The organism is Micromonospora aridisoli (assembly GCF_056150025.1).
Genome location: NZ_JAXCFK010000004.1, coordinates 377324 through 389180, shown reverse-complemented (window position 1 = coordinate 389180; position 11857 = coordinate 377324). Strand labels below are relative to the sequence as shown.

General features: G+C 72.1%; 11 protein-coding genes. 3 read left to right on the top strand and 8 right to left on the bottom strand.

The genetic code is table 11. From position 1 onward, the window contains the following. Positions 1-10 precede the first annotated feature (10 nt). The 5 genes from SM447_RS11250 to SM447_RS11230 all read right to left on the bottom strand — a co-directional run bounded on the left by SM447_RS11250 (position 11) and on the right by SM447_RS11230 (position 5612). On the bottom strand, positions 11-1027 hold the full coding sequence (locus tag SM447_RS11250; protein WP_474572688.1) for a coiled-coil domain-containing protein: 1017 nt from the start codon (positions 1025-1027) through the stop codon (positions 11-13). A gap of 287 nt (positions 1028-1314) precedes the next feature. Continuing rightward, positions 1315-2124, bottom strand: a complete 810-nt coding sequence (locus SM447_RS11245) for an inositol monophosphatase family protein (protein WP_474572687.1) — start codon at positions 2122-2124, stop codon at positions 1315-1317. Further along, positions 2117-2569 carry a response regulator gene (locus SM447_RS11240; RefSeq protein ID WP_474572686.1) on the bottom strand — a complete coding sequence of 151 codons (453 nt, stop codon included), beginning with the start codon at positions 2567-2569 and terminating at the stop codon, positions 2117-2119. The genes SM447_RS11245 and SM447_RS11240 overlap by 8 nt, the downstream gene beginning before the upstream one ends. Continuing rightward, a complete protein-coding gene (locus tag SM447_RS11235) occupies positions 2566-4365 on the bottom strand; it encodes a sensor histidine kinase (protein WP_474572685.1) in 1800 nt (599 codons plus the stop codon). The genes SM447_RS11240 and SM447_RS11235 overlap by 4 nt, the downstream gene beginning before the upstream one ends. After that, complete coding sequence (locus SM447_RS11230; protein WP_474572684.1) at positions 4362-5612, bottom strand: PP2C family protein-serine/threonine phosphatase; 1251 nt, start codon at positions 5610-5612, stop codon at positions 4362-4364. The genes SM447_RS11235 and SM447_RS11230 overlap by 4 nt, the downstream gene beginning before the upstream one ends. A 159-nt stretch (positions 5613-5771) precedes the next feature. Here SM447_RS11230 and SM447_RS11225 point away from each other — a divergent pair, with 159 nt between their 5' ends. Next, positions 5772-8150, top strand: a complete 2379-nt coding sequence (locus SM447_RS11225; RefSeq protein WP_474572683.1) for a M28 family peptidase — start codon at positions 5772-5774, stop codon at positions 8148-8150. A 4-nt stretch (positions 8151-8154) separates the two neighbouring features. On the opposite strand, the gene SM447_RS11220 is transcribed toward SM447_RS11225, so the two are convergent. The 3 genes from SM447_RS11220 to SM447_RS11210 form a co-directional block, all read right to left on the bottom strand. Then, positions 8155-8409, bottom strand: coding sequence for a Smr/MutS family protein (locus SM447_RS11220; RefSeq protein ID WP_013736060.1), 255 nt, complete (start codon positions 8407-8409; stop codon positions 8155-8157). A gap of 115 nt (positions 8410-8524) precedes the next feature. Beyond that, complete coding sequence (locus SM447_RS11215) at positions 8525-8893, bottom strand: tetratricopeptide repeat protein (RefSeq protein ID WP_474572682.1); 369 nt, start codon at positions 8891-8893, stop codon at positions 8525-8527. A gap of 135 nt (positions 8894-9028) precedes the next feature. Continuing rightward, on the bottom strand, positions 9029-9781 hold the full coding sequence (locus SM447_RS11210) for an ROK family protein (protein ID WP_474572681.1): 753 nt from the start codon (positions 9779-9781) through the stop codon (positions 9029-9031). 61 nt (positions 9782-9842) lie between these two features. On the opposite strand from SM447_RS11210, the gene SM447_RS11205 reads away from it, so the two are divergent. Together SM447_RS11205 and SM447_RS11200 are read left to right on the top strand one after the other, a co-directional pair. Continuing rightward, entirely contained in the window at positions 9843-11480 is a 1638-nt protein-coding gene (locus tag SM447_RS11205) for an ABC-F family ATP-binding cassette domain-containing protein (RefSeq protein ID WP_474572680.1), read from the top strand. A gap of 38 nt (positions 11481-11518) precedes the next feature. Then, entirely contained in the window at positions 11519-11830 is a 312-nt protein-coding gene (locus SM447_RS11200) for a hypothetical protein (protein ID WP_474572679.1), read from the top strand. Positions 11831-11857: the final 27 nt, after the last annotated feature.

Below are 11857 nucleotides of genomic sequence, written 5' to 3'. Positions count from 1 at the left end.
GGGCCTCGGGTCAGTACATCGAGAGATGAACGTGGTTCGTGTGGTCGGCGGCCGGGCTGCCGCTGCCGCTGTACGCCCGCCACCCGGTACCGGGGTGCCAGATCTGCCGGTACCAGATCACGTAGAGCACGCCGAGCCGGTCGGCGTTTCGGACGTGCCAGGCGGCCAGGCTGTCGCCGTACGCCTTGTCACCGCCGGTCGCCGTGCGGTCCTCGAACCCGTTCGTGGCGGCGGAGAAGTCGCAGGCCCGGCCCTTGGGGTGTTCGCCCGAGCCGCCGCTGCGGTAGCAGGAGACGTGCCGTTTGTACCCGGCGGCCTGGGTCTGCTGGAGCGCGTGCAGGGTGCGCGGCGTGATGCAGCCCGAGGTGGTCGGGTCGTTGACCGAGCAGGACTCGCCGGGCCAGGAGCCGTCGGAGTTGCGCGGCGCCGGCCTCGCCGAGGTGGAGCTGCCACCGCTGAACCCGCCGCTGCTGCCCGAGCTGACCGCCGCGAGGGCCGCCTCGGCCTCCTTCTTCTTCTTCGCCATGACGGCCAGCTGCTTGGTCTGCTCGCGGACCTCGGCGTTGATCGCGAGCTTGGCCTGCCGGGCCTCCTCGCGGGCCTCGCTCAGCTCCCGGATCCGGCGGCCGTCCCGCTGGGCCATCATGTCGAGGTTGGCGGCCCGCTGTACGAACGCCTCCGGCGTCGCGCTGTCCAGCAGCGCGGCCGCCGGGCTGAGCCGACCGACCCGGTAGGACTGCGCGGCCACCTCACCGACCATCGCGGTCAGCTCGTCCAGCCGACCCTCCAGCTCCGACAGCTCCGCGGCCATCCGCTTCTGCCGCTTCTTGGAGCCGTCCAGCTTGCGCTTGGCCTCGATGTGTGCCTTGGCGGTTGCCTCCAGGGCATCCCGCAGCTTCTTGCTGCCACCCTCGTTGGGCTCGGCGTACGCCGGCACGGCACCGACGCCGAGCAGCAGCGCCACGGCGGCGAGCAGGGCGATCAGCGGCCGGTGAGCGCGTCGCCGGACGGACGTGGACCTGGGCACGAAAGCATCCTTTCGTCGGCCGCCGGCCCCCGATCAGTCAACTGCGCGGCGGCGGTCCCCCGCCGGCGCCGGTCGGCGGCCTGCTGGCGGAAGACCGCCGGTCAGGATACCGGAACGGCCCCTACCGGCCAGCCCCCCGACCCCCACTCCCCGCCATTCCTCGACCCCCCGCAACCGGCGCCTCACCCTCCGCAGCCATGCCCATGTTGATCATGAAGTTGTTGCCGCGCCGCGTCCGAAATGTCGCCAGCAACTTCATGATCAACGTGAGGGCTCGGGGCCAGGGGTCAGGTGGAGAGGAGGGTGGTGTGGACTTCGGTCCATACCTCGTCGTTGACGGCGACCAGGAGGCCGTGTTCCGTGTCGGCCGGGTGGTAGTCCGTGCCGTCGAGTCGGCGGGCCACCCCACCGGCGGCCCGCACCAGCAACGTGCCCGGGCCATGGTCCCAGGGCAGGGTGCGCCAGAACAGCACGAACTGCTGCCGGCCGGTGAGCACGTCGAGGTATTCGCGACCCGCGCAGTGCTGTCCGGGCAGCAGCTCACCGATCCGCGCACCGCCCGCCTCCACGGTGCGCCGCGAGGGCGCGGGCAGGAACTTCGTCATCGCGGCACCCCGCAGCTCACCCACCGGCGGTGCCCGGCTGGGCAGGTGCAACGGCTGACCGTCCAGGTACGCGCCCTGGCCGCTACGGGCGGTCGCCAGCGCGCCGGCCAGCGGATCGAACACCCAGGCGGCCATTGGCTCACCATCGGTGAGCAGGGAGACCATCAACGCGAACGGACGCCGGCCCGCCGCGAAGTTCGCGGTGCCGTCCACCGGATCGACGAGCCACACATCACCGGAGGCCCGCAGATGACGCAGCAGGTCCGGATCGTCGGCCACCGCCTCCTCGCCGACCACCACCGATCCCGGACGCAGCCGGAGCAAGCCGGCGCTGATCATCTCTTCTGCTCGGCGATCGGCGACGGTGACCAGCTCACCGGGGGCCTTCTCGGTCACGTCGGCGTCGCCGAGATGACGGAACAACGGTAGTACGACGCTGTCGGCGGTCTCCCGCAGCAACCCGGCGACGTCGTCGAGCAGAGTGTCAGCCACGTGGCGGCAGCTTCACCACGCTGACGAAGAACTCGTCGATCTGCCGGACCACCGAGATGAACTGCTCGAAGTCGACCGGCTTGGTGACGTACGCGTTCGCGTGCAGCTGGTAGCTGCGCAGGATGTCCTCATCGGCCTGGGACGTGGTCAGCACCACCACCGGAATCCGGCAGAGCTGCTTGTCGTTCTTTATCTCCTCCAGCACCTCCCGGCCGTCCCGGCGCGGAAGGTTGAGGTCGAGCAGGATCAGGTCCGGCAGCACCGCGTCCGCGTACTGACCCTCGCGACGCAGGTACGCCAGCGCCTCGGCACCGTCGGAGACGACGTTCAGCCGGTTACGCAGCTTGTGCTCCTCGAACGCCTCCTGGGTCATCATCACGTCGCCCGGGTCGTCCTCGACCAGGAGCACCTCGATCGGGCTGTTGCCGTCCGCCGGTGCGGTCATCCCACCGCCTCCTTCATGCCACCTGTCCCACCGCCGGCCTGTGGCAGGCCAGCGACGGCCGAGGGGCGCTCCGATCCGCCGTCGGCCTCGGCGCCGACGGTACCGTCACCGGCTCGGGCCTCGTCATCGGCCCGGTCCGACGCCACGTCCGTCCCGGCCTCCGCCGGCTGCGAACCGTCCGACCCCTCCGGTCCGTCCGTCCCGACGGACGACCCGTCCGACCCGGTGCCGCTCTTCGCGGCCTCGACGTCGGCGGGAAGCGCGGGGAGGGTGAACCGGATCGCCGTCCCCTCCGGCACGTCCGTGTCCACCCAGACCCGACCACCGTGGTACTCCACGATCTTCTTGACGATCGCCAGCCCGATCCCGGTCCCCGGGTACGCGTCCTTTGCGTGCAACCGTTGGAAGATCACGAAGATCTTGTCGGCGAACTCCGGCTCGATACCGATGCCGTTGTCCTGGCAGGTGATCTCCCAATCCTCGCCGATCAGCCGGGCCGAGACGTGCACCTTCGGCGGAACGTCAGGTCGGCGGAACTTCACCGAGTTGCTGACCAGATTGACCAGCAGATTGGTCAGCAGCGGCTCCTCGCCGCGGATCACCGGAAGCTCGCCCCAGGTCAGCTCGGCATCGGCGTACTGTCGGGCCGGCTCGGTCTGCGCCGCCACCTCCTCCATGAGGCCGTTCAGGTCGACATCGGTGAAGCCGGCGGTGAGCCGGCCGATCCGGGAGAACGCCAGCAGGTCGTTGATCAGCCGCTGCATCCGCTGCGCGCCGTCCACCGCGAAGGCGATGTACTGGTCGGCCCGCTCGTCGAGGCGTCCGGCGTACCTCCGCTGGAGCAACTGGCAGAAGCTCGCCACCTTGCGCAGCGGCTCCTGCAGGTCGTGCGAGGCGACGTAGGCGAACTGTTCCAGGTCACGGTTGGACCGGGTCAGCTCCTCGGCCTGCTTCTGCAACTGGGCGTTGACCCACTCGATCCGCTCCCGCGCCTCGCGTACCTCGGCCAGGTCGGCGGCGATCTTCTGGCGCATGGCGTCCACGTCCGCGCCGAGGCGACGGAACTCCGGCGGACCGCTGCCGGTGATGCCGTGGCCGTAGTCGCCGGTGGCGACCTCCCGGACCTGACCGGCCAGGCTGGTCAGCGGGCGGATCACCATCCGCTCCAGCGAGGTGAGCAGCACCACCCCGGCGACCACCACCACGAGCGCCGCGATGACCAGCAGCAGCACCAGCAGGTTGCTGGTCTCGCGGACGTCCGCAGCCGCCTCGTTCCGGACTTCGAGGATCCCCTCCTGCAGCACCTCGACGGCGACCCGGATCTGGTCGAACTGCTGCCGGGACTGGTCGGTGAGCAACTGCTGACCGGCGGCGGTGCCGCTCACCTCGATGGCCTGGATGACCGGCAGGGCGACCGTCTGCCGCCACTGCTCGGCCCGCTGCTGCACGGCCTCGAACTCGTCGCGCAGCTCCGGGTAGCTGGCCAGCAGCCGGAGCATCGAGGCGGCCAATTGCTGCTCCCGCTGCCGGCCGGCGTCGAACGGGGCGAGATCCCTCCGCTCGCCGGTCAGCGCGTAGCCCCGGAGCGCGGTCTCCTGGTCGACCAGGACCGCGAGCAGCTCCTGGGACGCGGCCCGCAGCGGGCCGGTCCGGTTGAGCACCGCGTCGATGTGCGCCCGGTTGCGGGTGGCGACCACCGCCTCCGCGGCGGCCACCCCGATCAGCAGCAGCCCGACGACCGCGACCAGCACGGCCAGCCGGCCCCGCAGGCTCCATCCGGCTCCGCTGGTCGTCACCGGCCACCGCCCCGGGTGACCAGCAGCATCGCCACGTCGTCGGCGAACGGGCCGTCGTTGAGCTGCTCGGCCCGGCCGACCAGCCAGGCCGGCAGCTCCGGCAGCGGCACAGCCCGGTTGGCCGGCTCATCGAGCAGACGGGTCAGGCCGGGTACGTCGAGGCGTTCGTCGCCCTCACCCACCCGGCCCTCGATCAGGCCGTCGGTGTACATCAGCAGAGACCAGTCCTCGGTGTCGAACTCCATGTCGAAGGCGACCGGCCGACGGGGCCGTACGCCGAGCAGCAGGCCACCCGGTGCCGGCACCGGAGCCACCCGGCCACCGGCGAGCAGCAGCGGTGGCGGGTGACCGGCCAGCCGCACGGTCGCCCGGTTGGCGTCCAGGTCCAGGCGGGTCGTGGCGACGGTCGCGAAGATCTCCTGTAGCCGTCGCTCGCTCATCAGCACCTGCTCCAACGCGGGGAGCACCTCGTCGTCCGGCACCCCGGCGAGAATTAGCGCCCGCCAGGCCACCCGCAGTTCGACGCCGAGCGCCGCCTCGTCCACGCCGTGCCCACAGACGTCACCGATGATCAGATCCACCCGGTCGGGTCGGGTCTGCACCACGTCGTAGAAGTCCCCGCCGATCAGGGCGGCGTGCCGGCCGGGCCGGTAGAAGGTGTGCACCGCGATCTGGTCGGTCGACATCAACGGCTGCGGCAGCAGGCCGCGCTCCAAGCGGGCGGACTCGGCCTGGCGCAGCTCCACCTCGCGTAGCCGGCGGGCGTTCTCGTCGGCCCGCTTGCGCTCCACCGCGTAACGCAGCGCCCGGGTCAGCAACACCCCGTCGACCTGGCCCTTGACCAGGTAGTCCTGTGCCCCCTCGGCGACCGCCACGATACCCAGGTGCTCGTCGGAGCGACCCGTGAGCACGCACACCGCCGCGCTGCCGGACATGTCGAGCACCTGCCGCAGCCCGTCCAGGCCCTGCGCATCGGGCAGGCCCAGGTCGAGCAGGACGCAGTCGACGCCGGCGACCCGCCGCCGGGCCTCGCTCAGGCTGGTCGCCACCAGCAGGTCGATGCCCGAGTTCGTCTCGGCCAGCAGCTCACCGACCAGGAAGGCGTCCCCCTCGTCGTCCTCGACCAGCAGCACGCGCAGCCGCTCCCCGGGCGGCAGGTTGGCGTTGCTGCCCAGCCCTCCCTGTGGGTACGGCCACGACACGACGGAGGGACCGGGCATCCCGGTCCCCCGGGCCGGCCGGGTCACCGCCGCGACAGGCGGGAGATCGCTGGTGATGTCGGGCTCCTTCCGAGTGCCCTGCTGATCCTGTATTAGACAACGTTCGCACACAACACGACGGGGCACCCTCGGGTGGCATGGAGGATGATGTGCACCCCAGGACCACCCCTTCGCGAGGAGCCACCCGTGGGCGCACCCCCCAGCTCCGCCGCCGACCGTGCCCTCACCCGGCCGCGTCGGCGTCCCCTCGCCGCGCTGGCGGCGCTCGTCGCGCTCGTCGCCGTGGGCGCGGGCGCCCTGCTCGACCTGCGTCCACCGGCACCCCGTGCGGCCGACACGCCGGCCGGTGAATTCAGTGCCGCTCGGGCCTTCCCGCACGTGACGCGGATCGCCAGCGGGCCACACGTCGCGGGCAGCGCGGCCAACGAGGAGGTCCGCGCCTACCTGGAGGGCGTCCTGCGCGACCTCGGATTGCAGACCCAGGTGCAGGACACCGTCGCCGAGGAGGCCGGACAGCTCAGCGGCGCGGCGGGTGGTGCCACGCTGGCCCGGGTCCGCAACGTGGTGGCCCGGCTGCCCGGCACCGACCCCACCGGCACGGTGTTCCTGGTCGCGCACTACGACGCGGTACAGACCGGGCCGGGCGGCAACGACGACGCCGCAGGGGTCGCCACGATCCTGGAGGCGGCCCGCGCGCTGGCCGACGGCCCGGCCCCCCGCAACGACGTCGTGTTCGTCCTCACCGACGCCGAGGAGGCGTGCCTGTGCGGGGCGTCGGCGTTCGCCTCCGAACACCCGCTGGCCGCAGGCAAGGGGGTGGTGCTGAACCTGGAGGCCCGAGGCCGCACCGGGCCAGTGATCATGTTCGAGACGTCGCCGGAGAACGCCCGGCTGGTCGAGGTCTTCGCCCGCGCCGCGCCCCATCCGGTGGGTACCTCGTTCGCGGTGGAGGTGTACCGCGCCCTGCCCAACGACACCGACTTCACCGCCTTCCTCGACGAGGGGTTCCTCGGGCTGAACGCGGCGTACCTCGACGGCGGGGCGATCTACCACACCCCGCTGGACACCCCGGCCTCCATGGACCGGGCCAGCCTCCAGCACCACGGCGACAACGCCCTCGGCCTGGCCCGGGAGTTCGGCCGCGTCGACCTCGGTGACCTGCGCGCCGGGCACGACGCCACCTACTTCCCCGTCCCCGGCGGTCTCGCTCGTTACCCCGGCTGGCTGGTGCTGCCGCTGGCACTGCTGGCGCTGACCGGCGTGGTCGTACTCGGCTGGCTGGCCCGACGCCGGGGTCGGGTCACCGGTGGTCGGTTGGCTGCCGGGTTCGGACTCGCCCTCGTACCGATCGTCGTCGCGCCGGTGGGTGCACAACTGCTCTGGGCGGCGATCGTCGCCGTCCGGCCGGGCTACGCCGAACTGCTCGACCCGTACCGGCCGACCTGGTACCGACTGGCCGTACTGTCACTCGCCGCCGCCGTCGTGTGCGCCTGGTACGCGCTGACCCGACGCCGGGTCGGCCCGGCCGCGCTGGCCATCGGCGGGCTCGGTTGGCTGGCGCTGCTCGGTGTGCTGCTCGCGGTACTGGCACCCGGCGGGGCCTACCTCGCGACCCTGCCCGCCCTGGCCGGTGCCCTCGGCGGGCTGGTGGCACTGGCCACCCGACTCGACGGCCCGGTACCGGTGATCGCGGTGACCGCTGCCGCCGCGGTGGCGGTTGTCGTGTTGCTGCCCACCGTGGTGCTGCTCTTCCCGGCGCTGGGCATGGCGATGGGCGGCGTCGCGGCGCTCTTCGCGGTGCTGCTCGGCCTGGCCGCCCTGCCCGTGGTCGACCTGCTGCATCCGGAGGCCGGCGGCCAGCGGGGAATGGTCGCCCTGCGGGCCCGCCGACTCGGCGCCGTGCCCGCAGGGGCCGCCGCGCTGGCCGCGGTGGTCCTCGCCGCGACCGGCGTCGCCGTCGACCGGTTCGACGCCGCGCATCCGGCACCCACCCATCTGATGTACGCCATGGACGCCGGCACCGGCCAGGCCCGCTGGCTCAGCCACGAGACCGAGCCGCAGCCCTGGACCGACGAGTACGTGGACGGACCGGTCGAGGTTGCCGACGAGTTCCCCGGAATCGGCGGCGACGAACTGCTCGGCGGCCCGGCGCAGTCCGCCGACCTGCCCGCGCCCCGGCTCGACGTGCTGACCGACACCACCACCGCCGGCGAACGCACGTTGAGCCTGCGGCTCACCCCGCAACGTCCGGTACGCCTGGTCACCCTGCACGTCGACACGTCCACCGCCGAGGTGCGGCGGGCCGAGGTCGCGGGCCGCGCGGTCCCGGTGGAGAGCCGCGACGGGCGCTGGGGTTTCGGGGTGGTCTTCCACGCCCCGCCACCCGAGGGAATCGAGATCACGCTGACCGTCACCCCGAAGGCGGAGCAGATCGCGCTACGCGCCATGGACGCCAGCGACGGCCTCGACGCGCTCCCCGGGTTCCGCCCCCGCCCACCCGACGTCGGCGTCGCCGGCTCCCACAGCTCCGAGATGCTCGCCGTGGCCCGCACCTACCCCCTGTAGTCAGCTACTTCCAGCGGAAGTGGACGAAGAGGCGACCGAAGTTCTTGGAGTCCTTCTCGACCCGGTGGTAGAGCTGCTTGACGTCCTTCTGGTCGAGGAAGCGCAGCACCCGCTTCTTGAGCTGGCCGGAGCCCTTGCCGGGGATGATCTCGACGAGGGTGGCCTTCTTGGCCACCGCCTCGTCCATGATGCCGCGCAGCGCACGGTCGATGTCGTGGCCCTTGTTGAAGATGTCGTGCAGGTCCAGCTTCAGCTTCATGCCAGGTCCACCGTCCGGTCGGCTGTCATTGCGGCCATGGTAGGCAGGTCGCCGGCCGGTCCAGGACGTCGATAGGGCAGCCCGAGCGGGCTGCCCTATCGACGTGTGTCCGGGCTCAGCGACCGCCGCCGACCCGGGTCTCGACCCGGCGCAGGGCAGTGGTGTAGTCGTCGTTGGACGAGTGCATGGCCGCCGCGATGCGCAGGTGACGCAGCGCGTCGGTGTACCGGTTCAGCCGCTCCAGCGTCCGGCCCAGCACGTGGTGGGCGTAGTGGTCGCTGGGGTTGCGGTCGACCAGCTCCCGCAGCTGCTCCTCGGCCCGGCCGAGCTGGGCCGACTGGAAGTACGCGCGGGCCAGCAGCTGCCGCACGGCGGCGTTGTCCGGCTCGGCCTCGATGATCGGTTCGAGCAGCCGGGCCGCGCCGCCGGGGTCGCCCGCCTCGAAGAACAGGGTCGCCCGCCGGTATTCGGCCAGAAGATCCATGCCGCCACCCCCTCCGTTCGCACCACTGCTCCGACGCTGGCACAACACCGGCGGTACCGCGACTGTTCCCGGCACTGACCCGACGGTTAATAGGGTGCCCTTCCTATACACCAGGCGTTAACAGGGTGCCCTTCCTTACACCGTGGCGAGGTCCCAGGCGCGGACGCCACCGACGATGCCGGCGCTGTTCGGGACCACCACGATGTCGTCACCCATCCGGAAGAGCTGCTCGGGGCGGATCCGTCGCGAGTTGCCCCCGCCCAGGTAGAGCCGGTCCCAGCGGAAGACCGGGCGCAGCCCCTCCACCACCTGCCGGATCCGCCGGGACCAGAACGCGTCGCCCAGCCGGCGGCGCTCCGGCTCGCCGACGTACGTGTCGTAGGTGGTGCCCCAGCGGACCGGGGCGTGCGACAGCTCCAGGTGCGGGGCGAGCACCCCGCCGTCGAAGAGCGCGCTGCCCAGCCCGGTGCCGAGGGTCAGGACCAGTTCGCAGCCGGTGCCGGCGACCACTCCGGCACCGTGCACCTCGGCGTCGTTGAGCACCAGCGCCGGCAGGCCGAACGCGCCGGAGAGCGCGCTGCGCGCGTCGAAACCGGACCATTCGGCGAGCAGCGCCGGGTCGACCCGGCTGCGGGGCCCCGAGCGGGTCACGTAGTGCGGGGTGGCCACCACCACGCCGTGCCGGATCATGCCGGGCATGCCCACCGTCACCCGGTCGGCCGCCGGCAGTCGACCGCCGAGTTCCACCAGGGTCCGGACGAACAGCTCCGGAGGCAGGGGGTACGGCGTCGGCACCCGTATCGGCTGGGCCCGCATGGTGCCCGCCCCGTCGAGGACGGACGCCTTGATCCCGCCGCCCCCGCAGTCGATCGCCAGAGTGGTCAACACGCACGTGAGTCTGCCTCGTCCCGGGGCCCGGCCGCGCGGTGACGGGTAGGCTCGGCTGCTTGTGAGCGCCACGCTGATCGTCAAGGACCTCGCCGCCGGGCACGGTGAGCGCACCCTCTTCACCGGCCTGGACCTCGTGGTCGCGCCCGGTGATGTGGTCGGCCTGGTCGGGGTCAACGGGGCCGGCAAGTCGACGTTGCTGCGTACCCTCGCCGGTCTGCTTCCGGTCGAGGCCGGCAGCATCGCGGTGAGCCCACCCGGCGCGAGCGTCGGACACCTGCCGCAGGAGCCGGAGCGCCGCGCGGCTGAGACGGTGCGGGCCTTCCTGGCCCGTCGTACCGGCGTGACCGAGGCACAGGCCGCCCTCGACGCGGCGACGGCGGCGCTGACCGCCGGCGCGCCGGGCGCGGACGACGCGTACGCGACCGCACTGGAGAGCTGGCTCGGGCTGGGCGGTGCCGACCTGGACGAGCGGGCCGAGGAGGTGGCCGCCGAACTGGGGCTCGCGGTCGACCTGGATCAGGAGATGACCAGCCTCTCCGGTGGCCAGGCGGCCCGCGCCGGGTTGGCGTCGCTGCTGCTCAGCCGGTACGACATCTTCCTGCTCGACGAGCCGACCAACGACCTCGACCTCGCCGGCCTGGAGCGGCTGGAGAACTTCGTCACCGGGTTGCGCGCCGGCACGGTGCTGGTCAGCCACGACCGGGAGTTCCTGGCCCGCACCGTCACCTCGGTGCTGGAGTTGGACCTGCACCAGCAGCAGGTGAACCACTTCGGCGGTGGCTACGCGGCGTACCTGGAGGAGCGGGAGGTGGCCCGCCGCCAGGCGCGCGCGGACTTCGAGGAGTACGCCGACACCCGGGCCGGGTTGGAGGCACGGGCGCGCACCCAGCGTGCCTGGATGGAGAAGGGTGTCCGTAACGCCCGGCGCAAGGCCAACGACAACGACAAGATCGGCCGCAAGTTCCGGTCGGAGGCGAGCGAGAAACAGGCGGCGAAGGCGCGGCAGACCGAACGGCTGATCGAGCGCCTGGAGGTGGTGGAGGAGCCGCGCAAGGAGTGGGAGCTGCGGATGGAGATCGCCGCCGCACCCCGTGCCGGCGCCGTCGTGGCCACTCTCCGCGACGCCGTGGTACGCCGGGGTGACTTCACCCTCGGCCCGGTCAACCTTCAGATCGACTGGGCGGATCGGGTCGCGGTGACCGGAGCGAACGGGTCCGGCAAGTCGACCCTGCTGGCGGCCCTGCTCGGCCGGCTGCCGCTGGACGCCGGTCAGGCCGCGCTCGGTCCCGGCGTCGTGGTCGGCGAGGTGGATCAGGCACGTGGACTCTTCCTCGGTGACGTACCACTGCTGGACGCCTTCCGGGCCGCCGTACCGGACCTTTCTCCGGCGGACGCACGTACGCTGCTGGCCAAGTTCGGCCTGCGCGCGCAACACGTGCTCCGGCCGGCCGCGACGCTCTCCCCGGGCGAGCGGACCCGGGCCGCGCTGGCACTGTTGCAGGGGCGCGGGGTCAACCTGCTGGTGCTGGACGAGCCGACGAACCACCTCGACCTGCCGGCCATCGAGCAACTGGAGTCCGCGCTGGCCAGTTACACCGGCACGCTGCTCCTGGTGACCCACGACCGACGGATGCTGGCGGCGGTACGCCTCGACCGGCGGCTGCGGATGGACGCCGGGCGGATCGCCGAGTTCTGATCCGGGCGGAATCCGGTCGGCGGGGCGAGAATGACCCCATGCTCAGGTGGGAGTACGCCCTGTTGGTGCGGCGCCGCCAGGCCGCCACCAACGACCTCGGCTTCGAGGTGGTCTTTTCCTGGTACGGCCCGGACGGATCAATGATCGACGTCACGCCGTACGGCGACACCGCGCTGGCCCACCTCAATCGGGCCGGCGATCAGGGCTGGGAACTGGTCGCGATGAGCGAGGACCCCTCCCTGCCCGGCAGCAACGAGTTGCACCGGTATCACCTGAAACGACCCCGGACGGCGGCCGCGCCACGGCAGCGGATGCGCGCGGGGCGTCCGCGGCGGCCCCTTCCGCGCTGACTCGGCGCGAATTTCAGGGACAACCAG

What these genes read in the sequence shown, in the direction of transcription:
- SM447_RS11220 (WP_013736060.1), bottom strand. Translation starts at nt 8,409, where the DNA reads ATGAAGCTGAAGCTGGACCTGCACGACATCTTCAACAAGGGCCACGAC.
- SM447_RS11240 (WP_474572686.1), bottom strand. Translation starts at nt 2,569, where the DNA reads ATGACCGCACCGGCGGACGGCAACAGCCCGATCGAGGTGCTCCTGGTC.
- SM447_RS11200 (WP_474572679.1), top strand. Translation starts at nt 11,519, where the DNA reads ATGCTCAGGTGGGAGTACGCCCTGTTGGTGCGGCGCCGCCAGGCCGCC.
- SM447_RS11215 (WP_474572682.1), bottom strand. Translation starts at nt 8,893, where the DNA reads ATGGATCTTCTGGCCGAATACCGGCGGGCGACCCTGTTCTTCGAGGCG.